This is a genomic window from Rhodopseudomonas faecalis (genome assembly GCF_003217325.1).
Taxonomy (GTDB): domain Bacteria; phylum Pseudomonadota; class Alphaproteobacteria; order Rhizobiales; family Xanthobacteraceae; genus Rhodopseudomonas; species Rhodopseudomonas faecalis.
In genome coordinates, this window is the sequence record NZ_QJTI01000005.1 from 166428 (window position 1) to 183604 (window position 17177).

The 17177-nt window shown below is 63.0% G+C and carries 18 protein-coding genes and 1 pseudogene; 7 read left to right on the plus strand and 12 right to left on the minus strand.

Annotation, left to right across the window (positions count from 1 at the left end; all coding sequences use genetic code 11):
- Positions 1 to 284: 284 nt before the first annotated feature.
- Together BJ122_RS06520 and BJ122_RS06525 are read right to left on the minus strand one after the other, a co-directional pair.
- On the minus strand, positions 285 to 938 hold the full coding sequence (locus tag BJ122_RS06520) for a ChrR family anti-sigma-E factor (RefSeq protein WP_110780305.1): 654 nt from the start codon (positions 936 to 938) through the stop codon (positions 285 to 287).
- On the minus strand, positions 935 to 1522 hold the full coding sequence (locus tag BJ122_RS06525) for a sigma-70 family RNA polymerase sigma factor (RefSeq protein WP_430694761.1): 588 nt from the start codon (positions 1520 to 1522) through the stop codon (positions 935 to 937). Before BJ122_RS06525 ends, BJ122_RS06520 begins: the two co-directional genes overlap by 4 nt.
- Before the next feature lie 713 nt (positions 1523 to 2235).
- On the opposite strand from BJ122_RS06525, the gene BJ122_RS06530 reads away from it, so the two are divergent.
- A complete protein-coding gene (locus BJ122_RS06530) occupies positions 2236 to 2598 on the plus strand; it encodes a hypothetical protein (RefSeq protein ID WP_110780325.1) in 363 nt (120 codons plus the stop codon).
- 182 nt (positions 2599 to 2780) lie between these two features.
- Here the strand turns inward: BJ122_RS06530 and BJ122_RS06535 are convergent, their stop codons facing one another.
- From BJ122_RS06535 to BJ122_RS19425, 4 genes are all read right to left on the minus strand, one after another.
- Complete coding sequence (locus tag BJ122_RS06535) at positions 2781 to 4055, minus strand: glycosyltransferase family 87 protein (protein WP_245407635.1); 1275 nt, start codon at positions 4053 to 4055, stop codon at positions 2781 to 2783.
- A 196-nt stretch (positions 4056 to 4251) separates the two neighbouring features.
- Entirely contained in the window at positions 4252 to 5001 is a 750-nt protein-coding gene (locus BJ122_RS06540; RefSeq protein ID WP_110780308.1) for an outer membrane protein, read from the minus strand.
- 153 nt (positions 5002 to 5154) lie between these two features.
- Positions 5155 to 5808 carry a helix-turn-helix transcriptional regulator gene (locus tag BJ122_RS06545; RefSeq protein ID WP_210205436.1) on the minus strand — a complete coding sequence of 218 codons (654 nt, stop codon included), beginning with the start codon at positions 5806 to 5808 and terminating at the stop codon, positions 5155 to 5157.
- A gap of 34 nt (positions 5809 to 5842) precedes the next feature.
- The gene (locus BJ122_RS19425) at positions 5843 to 6073 is read right to left on the minus strand and encodes a hypothetical protein (protein ID WP_210205437.1); all 231 of its coding nucleotides are present in this window, start codon (positions 6071 to 6073) and stop codon (positions 5843 to 5845) included.
- 183 nt (positions 6074 to 6256) lie between these two features.
- Here BJ122_RS19425 and BJ122_RS06550 point away from each other — a divergent pair.
- Together BJ122_RS06550 and BJ122_RS06555 are read left to right on the plus strand one after the other, a co-directional pair.
- Positions 6257 to 7037: pseudogene (locus BJ122_RS06550) on the plus strand (ion transporter).
- A gap of 110 nt (positions 7038 to 7147) precedes the next feature.
- Entirely contained in the window at positions 7148 to 7423 is a 276-nt protein-coding gene (locus BJ122_RS06555) for a GNAT family N-acetyltransferase (RefSeq protein WP_027277138.1), read from the plus strand.
- Between the two features lie 123 nt (positions 7424 to 7546).
- On the opposite strand, the gene BJ122_RS06560 is transcribed toward BJ122_RS06555, so the two are convergent.
- Complete coding sequence (locus BJ122_RS06560; RefSeq protein WP_110780310.1) at positions 7547 to 7933, minus strand: DUF3597 domain-containing protein; 387 nt, start codon at positions 7931 to 7933, stop codon at positions 7547 to 7549.
- Between the two features lie 302 nt (positions 7934 to 8235).
- On the opposite strand from BJ122_RS06560, the gene BJ122_RS06565 reads away from it, so the two are divergent.
- From BJ122_RS06565 to trmFO, 3 genes are all read left to right on the plus strand, one after another.
- On the plus strand, positions 8236 to 9174 hold the full coding sequence (locus BJ122_RS06565; protein ID WP_110780326.1) for a DUF2189 domain-containing protein: 939 nt from the start codon (positions 8236 to 8238) through the stop codon (positions 9172 to 9174).
- Positions 9175 to 9525: 351 nt separating this feature from the next.
- Positions 9526 to 9678, plus strand: a complete 153-nt coding sequence (locus BJ122_RS06570) for a DUF1127 domain-containing protein (protein WP_103010658.1) — start codon at positions 9526 to 9528, stop codon at positions 9676 to 9678.
- A gap of 120 nt (positions 9679 to 9798) precedes the next feature.
- The gene (gene trmFO / locus BJ122_RS06575; protein ID WP_110780311.1) at positions 9799 to 11229 is read left to right on the plus strand and encodes a methylenetetrahydrofolate--tRNA-(uracil(54)-C(5))-methyltransferase (FADH(2)-oxidizing) TrmFO; all 1431 of its coding nucleotides are present in this window, start codon (positions 9799 to 9801) and stop codon (positions 11227 to 11229) included.
- 181 nt (positions 11230 to 11410) lie between these two features.
- Here the strand turns inward: trmFO and BJ122_RS06580 are convergent, their stop codons facing one another.
- From BJ122_RS06580 to yajC, 5 genes are read right to left on the minus strand one after another with little or no spacing between them, the layout of a single operon-like run.
- Positions 11411 to 12286 carry a phytoene/squalene synthase family protein gene (locus BJ122_RS06580; protein ID WP_110780312.1) on the minus strand — a complete coding sequence of 292 codons (876 nt, stop codon included), beginning with the start codon at positions 12284 to 12286 and terminating at the stop codon, positions 11411 to 11413.
- Positions 12283 to 12669, minus strand: coding sequence for an Mth938-like domain-containing protein (locus BJ122_RS06585; protein ID WP_110780313.1), 387 nt, complete (start codon positions 12667 to 12669; stop codon positions 12283 to 12285). Before BJ122_RS06585 ends, BJ122_RS06580 begins: the two co-directional genes overlap by 4 nt.
- Positions 12669 to 13688, minus strand: coding sequence for a protein translocase subunit SecF (gene secF / locus BJ122_RS06590; protein WP_110780314.1), 1020 nt, complete (start codon positions 13686 to 13688; stop codon positions 12669 to 12671). Before secF ends, BJ122_RS06585 begins: the two co-directional genes overlap by 1 nt.
- A gap of 16 nt (positions 13689 to 13704) precedes the next feature.
- Positions 13705 to 15306 carry a protein translocase subunit SecD gene (secD, locus tag BJ122_RS06595; RefSeq protein WP_110780315.1) on the minus strand — a complete coding sequence of 534 codons (1602 nt, stop codon included), beginning with the start codon at positions 15304 to 15306 and terminating at the stop codon, positions 13705 to 13707.
- Between the two features lie 55 nt (positions 15307 to 15361).
- The gene (gene yajC / locus BJ122_RS06600) at positions 15362 to 15793 is read right to left on the minus strand and encodes a preprotein translocase subunit YajC (protein WP_110780316.1); all 432 of its coding nucleotides are present in this window, start codon (positions 15791 to 15793) and stop codon (positions 15362 to 15364) included.
- A gap of 177 nt (positions 15794 to 15970) precedes the next feature.
- Between yajC and BJ122_RS06605 the strand changes: the two genes are divergently transcribed.
- Positions 15971 to 16966: an ATP-binding protein gene (locus BJ122_RS06605; protein WP_103010664.1), complete on the plus strand. Its 996-nt coding sequence runs from the start codon at positions 15971 to 15973 to the stop codon at positions 16964 to 16966.
- Positions 16967 to 17177: the final 211 nt, after the last annotated feature.

Sequence of the window (17177 nt, forward strand, 5' to 3'; positions counted from 1 at the left end):
GATTTCGCTGCGCTCCATCCAGCGCGTAGGATGGGTTGAGCGCTTGCGAAACCCATCTCTTTTCGTTCGTGGGTTTCGCTGCGCTCAACCCACGCTACGAGCTGTGCACGTGACGGAGGGATTCCCAATGCCACCGGCCGCCGGCTATTCTGGCGACGGCCTATCGACCCGATCCGCCGGATGAAGCGCAGCGCAATCCGGGTCACGGTTCGCAGCGAAATGACCTGGATTTCGCTGCGCTCCATCCAGGCTACAGGTTAGCCCCTTCCCGCTAAAACCCGCCGCTATATCCCAAACCACGGCTGCAGCAGCCGGGCGAACGCACCCTTAAAACGTAGCGGCGCGTCGGTGACGGCCAGGCAGATGCAATCCTGCTCCGGTCCGGCAAACGGCTGGTGCTCGGTGTGTTCATCGGTTTCGGCGACGTCGCCGCGCGCCAGCACCGCATCGCGATCGTACAAGGTGCCGCTCAACACCAAAGTCAGTTCGCGACCGCTATGGCCATGGGCCGGCACCTGCGTGCCGCATTGGAAGCGCAACATGCGCGCCCGCGCCCGGCAGCCGGGAATGTCGATCGCGATCTGCTGCACCCGCGGCGCCACCCGCGTCCAGCGCAGCGCGCCGAGATCGCCGCCGAGATAGCTGCGCAGCGGCTCGGGAGTGACGATATCGCCGCGCCGTACGGCGACCTTTGCAGCGCCAGCCTGGTCGCGACCGCCGAGCTGCGCCAGCACGCTCCCCATCAGCCCCGGCGACAGCTCGGCCGGCGGCAGCGCGTCCAGCAATTCACCGCCGACCGCATCGGCCGCAAGATTGCGCGACCGGCAATGCGGACAGAGCGCGAGGTGAGTGGCGACCAGCAGGCTGGAGGCTTCATCAAGTGTGCCGGCCGAATAGCTCAGCAGCAGCTCGTCGCTGAGATGATACTGCGCGCTCATGGCCGTACTCCGCTCTGAGCGTCGAGCGCGGCACGCAGCTTGCCGAACGCCAGCCTGATCCGCGATTTCACCGTACCGATCGGCAGTCCCAACCGCTTGGCGATCTCGCCATGGGAGTGATTTTCGTAGAACGACAACATCAAGATGCTCTTTTCATGCACTGACAGCGAGTTCATCACCTCGCGGAGGTTTTGTTCAGCCTCGGCCCGTTCCAGTTTTCGGTCGGGCGGTTCTTCTTCATCCGGAATGAAGGCCGGGTCGTTGGGATCGAATGATGGCCGGCGCGCCTGTCTAAAACGGTCGATGCTGAGATTGCGGGCGATCGTAAAAATCCAGGTCGATGCCGAGGCCTTGGCAGGATCGAACTGCTCGGCATTCTTCCACAGCGCGACCAAGGCCTCTTGCGTGATCTCCTCGGCCAGCGCCGGATCGCCGCCGCGCTTGATGAAGTACGACTTCAGCCGCGGGGCAAAATGCTTGAACAGCGTCTCGAACGCCGCCTGGTCCTGCTGCGCGGCGATCCGAACGATGCAGTCGGACAAGATGTCCGGCGTTGCCGAGCGGTCGCTGCGCGGATTGTCCATGGCGACCATTCCATTCCCGAATGAACCGCGATCGACGGTCAAGCTGACCAATGCCCGCCGCGATCGGGCATCAACTCTAGCACCTCGCGCCGCCTGCCGCACCGTGCGATCGGCCGCGCCAAAAATGGCTGCGGCGCGCTCGTCGCCCAGCCAGAACAACACAGGCGCGACATCTGAGATCCGAACGGTCATGGCTTGGCAATCGCCCCGCAATTAAGCCGGTCTGTTCGCAGCCGCCAAAAGCGGCGTCATGCATCCGGCTCTGTTGATACGAAGCTGGCCGCCGATTGGATCACCAAGCGCGCGTTTATTTCGGTGTCTTTGCCCTCGCCATGATCACGTTTCGGCTCACGCGCCTGTGACCGCTTAATAGTGATCCAGCGCGCTCAGCCACCCGTAAACAAGGCACTAACAGCAAACAGGAGATTTACCATGACGGTGTTTCGCAAATTGAACGGTATGGAAGCTGCTGTGGTCGGTGGCACCCTTCTGATGACGCTGGCGCCGCTGGTGCCCTACGCGCTGCTCGGCTGATCGCAGCGGCTACGTCCAAAAACTGTGTGACCAGGTAACCTCAGCATGACCTCCTCCTGGGCCTGCCTGACGGATGTCAGGCAGGCCTTTTTGCTTGGCGCTGCGATCGCGGCGCCAGGTCGCGTCCGCAGCCGGCAATTTTGATCGCATCGCCATCGCAGCGGATCTATGCTGCGGCGATGAAACGGCTCGTCTCTTTATCGCTCGCTATCGCGCTGGCGCTGGTGCCGGTGACCGCCGCTTCGGCCGCTTCGGCCAAGAAGCCGGTGGTGAAGCGCTGGCATGGCTATGGCTTTCTGCCGGGCTATCGGCAGCCGCCGAACAACAACATTCCGCCTTACGCCGAGAAAACACCGCCGTCGCGGCTCGCCGAGCGCAAGCGGCGGCATTGGTACATCGATCCAGTGCCACGCTATTATGGCTGGGATGGCAACTGGCACTATTTTGGACGACCGGGCTTTTATGGCGGCCGCTTCAATGGCGGCAGTTTTGGCCCGTGCTGGACGCGCACCCCGATCGGACCGATCTGGACCTGCGGCTGATCGCCTCGCGTCGCGGGAACTCATGGCAGCACATCGCTGTGTCATGACAGCGATCAGCTGCGCAGCGAGGTGTCCCGCTTCGACGGCGCTGCGGGCGCCACCACGCAACACACGCCCAGGCTGATCTTGAGCGCTCGCTCCGCGGCACCTGCCCCATCAGCGGATCGGCCATTCCCGCGGAGTCAGGCCCGCGCCGGGATAGGCACCGAACGACCTCGAATACTCGCACTGGCTGCCATGGATCTGATCGGATGCTGCAGATGCCAAGCCAGAGCGGCGATCAGCACCAACGTCGCCAGTAGATTATTACCGAGCGCTTGCAGCAGTTTCGGGAAGACCGGCAGTGACAACGTTAACAGCAATGAGGCCACCACAATCGCTGTTGCCGATAACCGCCGTGCGGCAGGCCGGCTATCGAACGCCGCACGATGGATCAGCACCGTCAACGGAAAGAACAGCCAGACAAAATAATATTGCCTGGCCAGTGGCGATGCGATCGTCACTAGGCACAGCAAAATAGCGAGTTCCTCGGCATCCGACTGCGCGCAACGCTCTGCCTGCCGCGGCATCACCAGCAGGAAGCCGAGCCCGATCGCGACTGCGACAACCAGGCTGACCAGATCCGCTGTGCGCCGCTCGAGCGTCACAACATTGATATAGCGCGGTGGTTGCTCCGGATTGATAGCGTTGAAGTCGACCGGCCGCAGCAATCGATGGGTCACCGCCAATAGCGATTGATTGACCCATGACCAGTTTTGCGCCTCTCGCTGTCCGAATCCACTTTCGCCACCGACCATGGCTTGCGCCCAGATTCCGAGTTCGGAGGTGGTGCGCTCAAGACCGCGCACGGCACTCGGCACCAGCAGCGTGAAAACCACCAGCAGCGAAGCCATGCTCAACGCCGCACGCCATTGGCGCCGCCACAGCAGATAAGGCAGCACGGCAATCGGAAACGCCTTGAGGGCTGCTGCCAGCGCAATTAACGCGCCAGCCGCAATCGGCCGCTGTCGCTGCAAACAGGCAAAGCCCGCCAGAATCAGTGCCAGCAATAGCAGGTTCGGTTGTCCGAGGTCATACTGATCGAAAATGAAACTGATGGTGAGGATCGACGGCAAAGCCGCGAGCCACCGTCCCGGAATGCGCCCAGCGCCAGTCATGGCATTCGATAACCGGCTGACGCCCCACCACGCGATTGAATTGACGATGGCAAGAAGCAGATAGAGCGGCACTTTGCCAAAATAGGACGGCAACGCCAGCAAAACTGCGGCGAATGGTGGATACAGAAACGGCAGATAGCCGGCGCTCTGTTCCGGATACAGGTTGCCACCGCTCAGCACCTGTTGCCCGGCCCAGTACCATAGGCCGTAATCCTTGGTCTTGCCGGCACCAAATAGCTCTGGGACAAGCACGAACCCCGTCAGGATCGCGCAACTGATAGCGAACAAGACATGCGGCATCGACCGCACAGCAGCACGGCGTGGCATTCCCGGCATCCACTCTTATCTGAAGTCTCGACGAGCCACCGGCTCTGCCGATCACGGCACACGATCGGCGCTGGCGAAAGCTAGCCGACGTGACCAAACACGCCGCGACGGTCGGAGAAAGCCGCCCTGACTATCCTGCCAGGGCGGAGTCTACTTGGAGGTCAGAGAACTAGTATTTGGCGCTCGTCGCGCCACCCCACCGATAATTGAGGCGAGCCGTGACGAGATCGGAGTCACCTCCAACTCGCGCAACCTTATCTGGGTCAGTAAACCCAGCACTATCGTAAAAACTAGTAGAGAAGCGTTTGGCAAAGATATGGTTGTATTCAACACCGACCGACCAATTCGGAGCAAAGCCGTACTCAAGACCTGCACCAACGGCCGCACCCCAGCGAGTCTGATTCCCCGAAACGTCCGCCCCGCCGGGATATGTCACTTCATATTTAGTGCGGGTCACTGCCGCGCCGCCCTTGGCGTAAAGCAGGGTATTGTTCCATGCGTAGCCGACCTGACCAGTGAACAGGCCGAACGCGTTGAGAGTCGAATGCGCGTTAGTGCCGTCCTCGTTTAGCACGTGACTGCCCTTGAGGTCAGCCCAGTTACCCTGTGCCTCAAGGCCGAAAACCAACGCCCCAGCCTGCCACCGATAGCCAAGCTGACCACCGGCGACTGCTCCGGTCGAGCTGTGGCTGCCAGCGTCAGCACCGGTCTGGTCAACCGACCAGGTATCATGAGAAGATCCCCAACCGGCATTAGCCCCGATGTAGAAACCGCTCCAATCATAGCCGCGTGCGACGATGGCGGGCACCTTGGAATAGCCGCGATCGCCGAGGTCGGCTGCCGCCGCTGGCGTTGCGGCGGTCACCCCCAGGACTGCAATACTACCGAGTGCTGGAAATACAGACGCCAACAACAACATTCGCGCACCGCGATGCACGGTTTGCACAAACTTCATAGCCCAACTCCGCTCTAAAATAATTACTGAGGCGAATTACAACCATCAGTAACAACGTGGTAAATGATGCGGAGAGTGCGTTACAATAAGGGAAGTTTCCCCTAGCGTCGTTGCAGGTCAGATCAGGCGGTAGGCCAGTGCCTTGGCAACGGCCTCCATGGTGGTGTCGGCATCGATTGCGTCTCTGGCGTCTTCACGATAGTTGTGGACAGTCTTTTCGGCGATTTTCAAATGAGCGGCGATTTCCTTCGCCTGCATTCCCGAAATGGAATAGGCCAACACCTGACGCTGCCTTTCGGATAGCGCCATACGGTTGGCGACCATCCTTGCTCGCATCAGCGGCTCGAATATCGCCAGATAGCTCATCACGTCCTCTCCGCGCTCTTTCCAGCGCTGCTCAAATTCCTCGGCGCTCGTGCCGCTTGCGCAAAGTCCGATACCGGCGATGCCGTGGCCGTCGGCGAAATGAAAGCCGATCGAAACGCCGACTTCCATCCCGAATTGGCTATCGATCCGCGCACGCTCTTTTTGCGCTTCTGTTGCACCAGGCCAATTATCGGCGTGATGCCAGAGAAACGGTTCAAGCTGCTGCAGCAATATTACGGTGCATATGTCATCATTCAAAAACTTGTCTGATCCGAAATGATCGACATAGTCCTTTGGATGACTGTGCTTGATATACAAGCTCCTGCTGATCCCGATCCGCTCGGCGGTGTATCTGGAATGGGTGAAGCCGTAGAGGATCGAGGTCACGGCGATCCGCTCTTTCATGTACTCGTGAATAGCAGTCCAAAGCTGTTCTTCATCAGCAGTTTCCGTCGGAAAACAATCTATCTTCATCAAGACATTCCGTGGCTGCGAGCCAAAGCAATAGATGTCGCCAGACGACAGCTACTGACAGCATCCAAATACTGATCAGCAACGAGATAATGCCGACATCTTCTGCATGAATTCGGTTCCGATTCCAGCTGATAATTGACGGTAACGCGCCGTGATCAGCGCGGCGGTCAGGGTTTTGACCAGAAAGCTGGGTCAAGGCTGCCGCCTGGTGATCAGATGGGCGATTACGGACAGAGACAAGTTAGGCGCGGGGCGATAATCCGGAGATCATCGTCCCATCCTTGCAAAACGTCGGCCAAAACAGCGGTGCAAGCGGGATGATCGGCCGCGCCGAGATGCCCTCTTGCCTCCGGGCGGCGAACCCCGGCAATTATAGGCCATGAGCTATGTGGCGTTCAGGCTTGCGATTCGCCGGCTGTATGAAGGCGCGACCCCGCGCGGCGTCGCCTTTCGCTATGCGCTGCTGGCATTCGATATCGTCACCATTGTCTTCATCGTTAGCACCTCGTTCCTGCCAGCCAATCCCGTGGTCGAGGCACTCGATCTCGCTTTTGGGGCGCTGATCCTGATCGATTTTGCGGCGCGGCTGTTTGCTAGCCGCCGGCCGATGCGCGAATTCGGCCGGCTCGCGACCTGGACCGATATCATCGCGATCATTTCTTCTTTTTTTGGCACCGCTGCCCGGCGAAGCCGGCGGCTTCCTGCGCATCCTGCGTACGCTGCGCGCCTTGCGCGACTATCAGATGCTGGCGCGGCTGCGCACCGACAGCACGTTCTTCCGCCGCCATGAGGAAGTGGTGATCGCGGTCACCAATCTCGCGGTATTCATTTTTGTGATGACCGCGATCGTCTATGAGACCCAGAAATTCCGCAATCCGCAGATCGCCAACTATGCCGACGCGCTGTATTTCACGGTCACCGCGCTCACCACGACCGGCTTTGGCGACATCACGCTGCCGGGCACGCTTGGCCGCCTGATCAGCGTCGTCATCATGATTTTTGGGGTGACGCTGTTCTTCAATCTGGCGCGGGCGCTGATCAGCCCGACCAAGGTGCGCTTCCCCTGCCCGGTATGCGGCCTGCAGCGTCACGACGTCGATGCCGTGCACTGCAAGGCCTGCGGCACAATCCTCAATATTCCCGACGAGGGCCGCAACTAGAGGCTGTGGAGCGTGCGCTAATGAGGAACGGCTTCGCGTTTGGACGGGTTGCCAAGCACGTCCGGCACCGCTATCCGGGGGCGCCGCCCATGACCACACGCAGGAACCCCATGACCAACGCCGTCCGCGACAACAAGGCGCTGCACCGCTTCGAGCTCGAGGTCGATGGCGGCGTTGCCTTCGCCAATTATCGGCTGGAACCGGGCGTGGTGATCATCACCCACACCGAAACGCCGGTGGAACTGCGCGGCCGCGGCATCGCTTCGCGGCTGGTGCAAGGCGCGCTCGAATTGATCCGCGCCGATGGCCTCAAAGTGGTCGCCGGTTGCGGCTTCGTGGTCGACTATCTGGAACTGCATCCGGAATATGCCGACCTGACCGCGTAGCCGCGACAGCGCGCGCGGGCGCGCATTGCCATAGCGCCACGCCGCGACCACGACCAACAACGAACGGCGCGCCGCTGCCAGAGCAAGCGGCCTCGCCGTCCCGACTCGTTCTGTCCTACAGGCTCAATGCCCAAAATCGGCCGGCAGCTTGCCGCCATTGGCGACCAGCTTGGCGATCACCTGCTTGTGCAGCCAGATATTCATGGTCGCGCTGTCGCTGGTGTCGCCACTATAGCCAAGCTCTTTGGCGAGTTCCTTGCGGGCCGCCAGGCTGGAATCGATGTCGAGCGCCTTCATCAGATCGACGATCGAGGTGCGCCATTCCAGCTTTTCACCCTTGGCTGCCACCGCTCGGTCGAGGATCGCGCCGACGTCGACCGTGCCGCCCGCGGCAGTGCCGCCGCCGGCAGATGGAGCTGCCGTGCCGGCCGCGCCGCCCGGTGCTGAGGCCGGTGCGGCTTCAGCATGACCGCCAAAAATCGCGCTCATGATCTTTCCGAAAAGACTCATGCTCCCTCCGATCTGTTGCCTTGAATTCGTTCTGTTCAATCGCTGCGTTAAATCGTCGGCTTAAATCGTCTTCTTGATGATCCCGGCGAAGCCGGAATCACCAGCGCCTATCTTGCGCCGCACGAAATGTTCCGAAGCATTGCGACATTTCTCTGAGCGTCGTGGAAATTGCAGATCCAGCTTAGTTCGCGTGGCGCTCACCCAAGCGTGAGCAACCTGTGCCCGCGATTATGGTTAGTATCATATTACAGCCCCTCTCGCAGCGCCGCTGCGAGCCATCGTGCCGCGTGACGGAGATGCAGATGGCTGACCACGGACCGACCCCAGAACAGTCGCCAGCGTCGGCACGGACACCATTCACCGCGGATGCCGCCGCGCCCGGCGCTCCGACCGTGCCGGTCCCGGTGGTGCAGCGGCTTGATCTTGCCGACCTCTTTGACGCGCTGCGGCGCGGCTGGGCCGATTTCAAGGCAGTGCCGAGCCACGCCATCCTGCTGTGCGTGATCTATCCGCTGCTCGGCCTCGCTTTGGCGCGCATCGTAATGGGCTATGCGGTGCTGCCGATGCTGTTTCCGCTAGCCTCCGGTTTTGCGCTGATCGGGCCGTTTGCCGCGCTCGGGCTCTATGAGCTGAGCCGCCGCCGCGAGCTTGGCCAGACCGCCTCGGCCTGGGACGCCGCGGCCGTGCTGCGCTCGCCCTCGCTCGGCGCGATGCTGACGCTGGGCGCGCTGCTGCTGGTGATCTTCATCGGCTGGCTGGCGAGCGCGCAAGCGATCTATGTCGCGACGTTTGGCAACGCTCCGGCCGCCGCGATTCCCGACTTCGCCACGCAGGTGCTGACCACCCGCGCCGGCTGGCAGCTGATCGTGATCGGCTGCAGCGTCGGCTTCCTGTTTGCGGCGGCCTCGCTGTGCCTGAGCCTGGTGTCGTTTCCGCTGCTGCTCGATCGCCAGATCGGTGTGGTCGAGGCGATCAGCACCTCGCTGCGGGTCACTGCCCGCAATCCGCTCACCATCGCCGCCTGGGGCGCGATCGTGGCGGCGCTGCTGATCCTCGGCTCGCTGCCGCTGTTTCTCGGTCTCACGGTGGTGCTGCCGCTGCTCGGCCACGCCACCTGGCACCTGTACCGCAAGGCGGTGGTGCCCAATCCGTCGCCGCCCCGGATCCGGCCGAGCCGCCGGGCGCGCCGCTCCGCCGCCGATTTTCCTTCCGTGCTGCTCGACAGGAAGCGCGGCGACTAACATCTGATCCGAGAGATGCGAGCTCTATCGCTCGCTGCGCGCGATACTTTTTGCACTGCACAATTCTCAGTCTGGACCGCCACAAAGTTATGGCAAATTTGCATGATAAAACGCCGCAATTGCGCTGATATCGGCTCGCGTCTGAACCGGACTTCATTGATTGATGTCCATCTAATCAATCGCTTAGCGAACAGCGCCGCCACATCCGATTACTGATCGGCTCGAAAGGCATGCACTTTCAGCCTAGCTGCATCGCAACAAAAACACTGCAACAAACAGTCTGTGCGCGGTATTTTCTTTTTGACGGTGAGGCTTTCCTCCAAGGGCTGAATCGTTGCCAAAGGAGATACCATGTTACTCTCGCTCATTCGGATGATCCGTCAGTTTCGCGACTATCAGCGGAATCTGAGCGAACTTTCTCAGCTCAGCGATCGTGAGCTCGCCGATATCGGGCTTGATCGTTCGGATATTCCGCGCGTTGCGGCGGGTCACTACCACGGCTGATCCTGTACACTTCCTCGTCGACAACGCCCGCCGTCACGGCGGGCGTTGTCGTTTGTGGGGTTAACTCACAATCCGCCATGGAACATTTCCCTCGGGCGTGAAACGCGCTAGCTGTGGGCGATGACCTCACCCTCCCTTGATCACGTCATCCACGTCGTCGGCGGCGGCCTCGCCGGTTCGGAAGCCGCCTGGCAGATCGCGCAATCCGGCGTTCGCGTCGTGCTGCATGAAATGCGGCCCGAACGCAGCACTGAAGCGCACCGCACCGACGGCCTCGCCGAACTGGTTTGCTCCAATTCATTCCGCTCCGACGATGCCGCCAATAACGCGGTCGGGCTGCTGCATGCCGAAATGCGCCGGCTCGGCTCGTTGATCATGCGCGCCGCCGACGCCCATCAGGTGCCCGCGGGCGGCGCCCTGGCGGTCGATCGCGACGGCTTTTCCGCCGCGGTGACCCAGGCGCTCACCGAGCATCCGCTGATCGAAATCGAGCGCGGCGAGCTGACCGGACTGCCACCCGGCGATTGGGCGCAGGTGGTGATCGCCACCGGGCCGCTGACCTCGGCGCCGCTCGCCGCCGCGATCCAGGCGCTGACCGGCGAGGATTCGCTGTCCTTCTTCGATGCGATCGCGCCGATCGTGCACCGCGACTCGATCGACATGTCGAAGGCCTGGTTCCAGTCGCGCTACGACAAGGTCGGCCCCGGCGGCAATGGCGCCGATTACCTGAACTGCCCGCTCAGCCGCGAGCAGTATCACGAATTCGTCGCGGCGCTGCTGGCCGGCGACAAGGTCGATTTCAAGGACTGGGAGCGCGACACGCCCTATTTCGACGGCTGCCTGCCGATCGAGGTGATGGCCGAGCGCGGCCCGGAAACGCTGCGCTATGGGCCGATGAAGCCGGTCGGGCTCACCAATCCGCACAACCCGACGGTCAAGCCCTATGGCATCGTGCAACTGCGCCAGGACAACAAACTCGGCACGCTGTACAACATGGTCGGCTTCCAGACCAAGCTGAAGCATGGCGAGCAAGTCCGGCTATTCCGCACCATTCCGGGGCTGGAAAATGCTGAATTTGCAAGGCTTGGCGGACTGCATCGCAACACGTTTCTGAACTCGCCAAAATTGCTCGATGGCGTGCTGCGGCTGCGAACCGAGCCGCGGCTGCGCTTTGCCGGCCAGATGACCGGCTGCGAGGGTTATGTCGAATCGGCCGGCATCGGCTTGATCGCGGGCTTGTTCGCCGCCGCCGAAGCCAAAGGCCAGGCTTTGCCGGCGCCGCCGCCGACCACGGCGCTCGGCGCCCTGCTCGGCCACATCACCGGCGGGCACATCGAAACCATCGATGCCGGCCCGCGCTCATTCCAGCCGATGAACGTCAATTTTGGGCTGTTCCCGCCGCTGGCCTCGCCGCCGACCCATGGTCCGGACGGCAAGAAACTGCGCGGTCCGGAAAAGTCGGTCGCCAAGAAGCAGGCGCTCAGCGCCCGCGCCTTGGTCGATCTCGACGGCTGGATCGCCGCCCATGTGAAACTGGCGGAAGCGGCTTAACAGTCGTCATCGCGGACGGGACGGAGCAATCCAGAAGCCTCAGGCGGAGAATGGATTGCTTCGTCGGCTACGCCTCCTCGCGATGACTGGAAAAGCCGAGAGCACGCCATTCACCAGAGTCACATTGCGAGCGCAGCGAAGCAATCCAGCGCCGCTCGCCGTGACCGGCGAACCCGGGCGATCAGCGAAACGCCGGGCTGCGCGACGCCCGCCACAGCGCCCACAGCGTCGCCAGCCGCGACCGTTCCTCGGGCTGGAACGGGTCGCGTTCGGGCCGTGCCAGCCGGTCGAGATCGCGCCTCGCCAGCGCCAGCGGCAGCAAGGCCGGGCGCAGCTCTCGCGGCAGGCTGGGCAGGTCCTGCAGCGCTTGAGCGAAATGGCTTTGGCCGACGGCGATCAGCTCGCCGAGCGCCGCCTGCAGCGCCTTGGTCGGCCGGCCGGCGAACACTTCTTCCGGGCTCGAGCCATGGCGCGCGAGCAAATCCTTCGGCACATAGAGTTGCCGCCGCGCCCCATCGTAGGGCAGCCGTGCGATCAGCTGGCCGATGCCGAGCACTATTGCGGCGGCGTGCGCCGCGTGTAGGTCCATGTCTTGAGGGCCGGCCGGCGCCGGGCGCAACACCATCGCAGCCAATTGCAGCAGGCCGCCGACGGTGGCATCCAAATAATCCTGCAGCACGGCGAGGTCCGGCATCGGATCATTGTAGAGATCGAATTGCCGGGCTTCGATCAGCCGGCGCAGCGGCGCGGTCGGCAAGCGGTAGGCGTCGATCGCCCAGAGCAGTTCGGCGGCGACCGGGTTGCCGGACTCCCCGCCATGGGCGGTGCCGCCCAGCAGATCGCTCCACCATTGCAGCCTGATGTCCCCGACCAGCGGCTGGCTCACCAGTCTTGGAATCCGCACGATCTCGACATTGAACGCGGCCAGCGCCAGCAGCGCGCGGCGCGGCGCGGTGCCGACGAACAAGGTCGCGGCATAGCGGTCAAAATCCTGGTCGCGGACCAAGGCGGCGCAATAGCCCGCAGCATCCTGATCCGGCGCGGCAGCGCTGCTCATGGCACCGCGATCAACGCCGCGGCCACCCGGCGGCCTTCGCCAATCATGATGTTGTAGGTGCGGATCGCCGGGCCGGTCTGCATGACATCGAGCACCACGCCGAGCTGGCGCAGCGCCGCGCGCAGCTCCGCCGGGGCAATCCAGACCTCATTGGCGGTGCCGATGATCAAGGTGTCGATCGCAGCGGCCCTGTCGAACACCAGATGAAGCGCGTGCTGGTCGATCTCGCCCGGCGCCGCCACCTGCCAGGCCCAGATCGAGTCCGGCAGGCACAGCAGCGAGCCCTGATGCGACATCTCCGCAAAGTAGAAGCCGCCCTTGCCGTAAGCTTCGATCGGCGCCGAGCGCGGCAGATGCAGCCCCTCGCCGGCGCCGCCTGCCATCAGGACTTCGAGGACGCTTTCGAGGGCGCTTCCTTGGCATCGGCCCGATGCTGGCCAACGCCAAGGTAGATCAGGATCGGCGCCGCGATGAAGATCGAGGTGTAGGTGCCGACCAGCACCACGCCGAACATCATCACTGCGGTGAAGCTGTGGATCGCATGGCCGCCGAACAGCAGCAGCGCCAGCAACGCCAAGGTCACGGTGACGTGGGTGATGATCGAGCGCGACAGCGTCGAGTTAATCGCCTCGTTCAGCAGCTCCGGCATCGGCATCTTCTTATAACGCCGCAGCATTTCGCGGATACGGTCGTAGATCACAACGGTATCGTTCAGCGAATAGCCGAGAATGGTGAGCAGCGCGGCAATCGACGTGAGGTCGAAATCGACCTGACTGATCGACATGAAGCCGATAGTCAGCACGATGTCGTGCACGTTGGCGACCATCGCGCCGAGCGCGAACTGCCATTCAAACCGGAACCAGAGATAGGTCAGGATGCCCAGAATCGCGAGCATCAGGCCGAGCATGCCGTAGGCCAGCAGTTCGCTGGAGACGCGCGGGCCGACCACTTCGACGCGGCGATATTCGACCGCATCACCGAGCGTCTGGCGCACCTTCTGCACCGCGGCCTGCTGCGCGGCGTCACCGCCCGGCTGCTCGGCAATACGGATCAGCACGTCCGACGGACCGCCGAACTGCTGCAGCTGCACTTCGCCAAGCTCGAGCTTGCCGAGCGTCGAGCGCATCGCCGCCAGATCGGCCGGGCCGGACTTGGTCTGCACTTCCAGCAGCGTGCCGCCGCGGAAGTCGATGCCGAAATTCAGCCCGTGGGTGAAGAACAGCGTGATCGCCACGATCGACAGCAACGCCGAGATCGGGAAGCTGATGCGACGGAAGCGGGTGAAATCGAATCGTGTGTCGTCGGGCACGATCCGCAGCGAGGGCAGCAGGTTGAACGCGCTGACCACGGTCAGCACCACCACGAGGGCTCCCAGCCCAAGCAAGATCCAATTGGTCGTCACTGCGTGCTCCGCTCTCTCAGATCGGCACGCTTTGCGGCCGCTTCCACCATACCCACGTCGCAACGATCAGCCGGGTCAGGGAGAAGGCGGTGAACACCGTCGTCAGAATACCGATGCCGAGCGTCACCGCGAAACCGCGAACCGGGCCAGTGCCGATATAGAACAGCACGGCCGCGGCGATGAAGGTGGTGATGTTAGAATCCAGAATGGTCGCCAGCGCGCGCTTGAAACCGGCGTCGATCGCCGAGATCGCGGTGCGTCCGCTGCGCAGTTCCTCGCGGATGCGCTCATAGATCAGCACGTTGGAGTCGACCGCGATGCCGACCGTCAGCACGATGCCGGCGATGCCGGGCAGCGTCAGCGTGGCGTTCAGCAGCGACAGCACGCCAAAGATCATCGCGACGTTGATGGCGACCGCGAGGTTGGCGAACAGGCCAAACAGCCGGTAGGTCAACAGCATGAAGATGATGACCAGGATCGAGCCGACATAGGCGGCCATTTCGCCCTTTTCGATCGAGTCCTGACCAAGGCCGGGACCGACGGTGCGTTCCTCGATGATGGTCAGCGGCGCCGGCAGCGCGCCGGCGCGCAGCAAAATCGCGAGATCATTGGCGGCCTGCACGGTGAAATTGCCGGAGATCTGGCCGGAACCGCCCGTGATCGGCTCGCGGATCACCGGCGCCGAGATCACCTCATTGTCGAGCACGATCGCGAACGGCAGGCCGACATTTTCGGTGGTGGCGGCGGCGAATTTGCGCGCGCCGGAGGTGTTGAAGCGGAACGAGACGATCGGCTCGCTGGTGCGCTGATCGAAACCGGGCTGCGCGTCGGTGAGATCGGCGCCCGAGACCAGCACCTGCTTCTTGATGACATAGGGTTGCTTGGGCGACTGAGCGCTCATCAGCAGCTCGGAATCCGGCGGCACATTGCTGCGCGACGCCTGATCCGGCGACACGGTGTTGTCGACCATCCGGAAGTCGAGCTTGGCGGTCTTGCCGAGCAGTTCCTTCAGGCGGGTCGGGTCCTGCAGGCCCGGCACCTGAACCAGAATCCGGTCGAGGCCCTGACGCTGGATCAGCGGCTCGACGGTGCCAAGTTCGTTGACGCGGCGCTCGACAATCTGAATCGACTGTTCGACCGACTGGCGGATGCGGTCATTGATCGCCGCCTGGGTCACCGACAGGCGGAACAGGCCGCCGCCGGCGTCGCTGACTTCCAGGCTGCGCTGGCCGCTGCTGCCCATCAGGCCGCCGAGCGGCTGCGACAGTTCACGCAGCTTGGTCAAAGCGGTCGGCCAGTCGCTGTCGCGGCTGACCCGCACTTCGACGGCATCGGCGCGCACGCTCAGGCCGGTATAGGGCAGCTTGGCCTCGCGCAGCACGCGGCGCACGTCGTCGCGCACCTGGTCGAGCTTGTCCTTGCGGACCGAATTGGAATCGACCTCGAGCAGGATGTGCGAGCCACCCTGCAAATCGAGGCCGAGCACCAGATGGCGCTGCGCCCATTTGGGCCAGCTCTTGACCGTGCTCTCCGGAAAGAAGTTCGGGATCGCGCATAGGCAGACCGCCAGCGCGGTCAGAACGATCCCCAGCGCCTTCCACCGTGAGAAATACAGCATCGAGTTGACCTGTCAGAGAGCAGCAGGCCGGCCCGTCAATCCGGGCCGGCGGCATTTACTTGGTTGCGGAATCGTCCTTGGCCTCGGCGTCCTTGGCCTCGGTTTCCTTGCCCTTGGCATCCTTGCCCGGCTTGGCGGCCTTGCCATTGTCGGCACGGTCGCTGAGCGGCTCACCCTTGGCGCGAACGCCGGTGATCATCTGGCGCATCTGCCGGGCGCGGATGCCCTCGGCAACTTCGAACTCCACGGTGTCGTCGTCAATCACCTTGGTGACTTTGCCGACCAGACCACCCGAGGTGATGATGGTGTCGCCACGACGGATGTTCTTCACCATCTCGGCGTGCTCCTTGACCTTCTTCTGCTGCGGCCGAAGGATCAGGAAATACATGATGATGAAAATCAGGAGGAACGGCAGCAGCGACATCAACATGCCGCCGGTGTCGCCGGCGGAGCCAGCGGCCTGAGCAAAAGCAGGAGTGGTGAACATCAGAGTCCCCGTGGGATGGAGCGGACCGGCGCGGGGCGAGATCGCCGGCCGGACTTGGCAAATTCGCCGGGACTATAGCGACCACAGTCTCAATTGCAACGCTGCGCCGCCTTTCATTTGGGCAGCTTGCCGGACCCTGTGGCCGTGATTATGGGTGCATTGAGGGGAACCTGATCGATGAGCAAAACCACCCGCAAAACCACGCGCGCCGCCGCCAAGCGGCCCACCAAAGCCGCCAAGACCACCAAGAAGGCCGCGCCGCGGCGCGCCAGCAAAACCGCGACAAAACGTCCGGCGCCTGAGCAGGCTACCGTCAATGACCGGATCGCGGCGGCCCTTGAGGCGATCGCGGCCCAGCTCGCGGCCAGTACCGCCAAGCCTGCCGATTCGGCGGCAACGCTGCAATCTGCGGAAGCTTTCGTCTGGCAGCCGGATGGCCGGCTGGCGCCGGTGCCGCGGGTGTCGCGGGTCGAGCTTGAGCTGCTGCAGGGCATCGACCGGATGCGCGATATTTTGATCGAGAACACCGAGCGGTTCGCCGCCGGCCTGCCCGCCAACAACGCGCTGCTCTGGGGCGCGCGCGGCATGGGCAAGTCGTCACTGGTCAAGGCGGCCCATGCCAGCGTCAACGCCCGCAGCGGCGGCAATCTGAAACTGATCGAGATTCATCGCGAGGACATCGAGTCGCTGCCATCCTTGATGGCCCGGCTGCGCAATGCGCCGTTCCGCTTCATCGTGTTCTGCGACGACCTGTCGTTCGACGGTCACGACACGTCCTACAAGTCGCTGAAGGCAGTGCTGGAAGGCGGCATCGAGGGCCGGCCCGACAACGTCATCCTGTATGCCACCTCGAACCGCCGCCATCTGCTGGCGCGCGACATGATGGAGAACGAGCGCTCGACCGCCATCAATCCCGGCGAAGCGGTCGAGGAAAAGGTGTCGCTGTCCGACCGTTTCGGGCTGTGGCTCGGCTTCCACAAATGCAGCCAGGACGAATATCTGGCGATGGTGCGCGGCTATTGCGGCCATTTCGCCATCGGCATCGACGACCAGCAGCTTGAACGCGAGGCGCTGGAATGGTCGACCACCCGCGGCTCGCGCTCCGGCCGGGTCGCCTGGCAATTCGTGCAGGATCTCGCCGGCCGGCTCGGCGTGCGCATGACCGGCAAGTAGCCGCTCTGATCGATGCGGTTCGCGTCAATCTCATGCCGTCATTCCGGGGCGCGCGAAGCGCGAACCCGGAATCCCGAGGTGTTCTGCGTGGCGTGAGACACGCCGCGCGACGAGGGAGATTCCTGTATCTGCGGAGTGCTGGTGCACAGTCAGCGCGACGGAGGCCGCTCGGTAGATTCCCGGCCGATCATCTCGCCGTAACCCGGTGCGG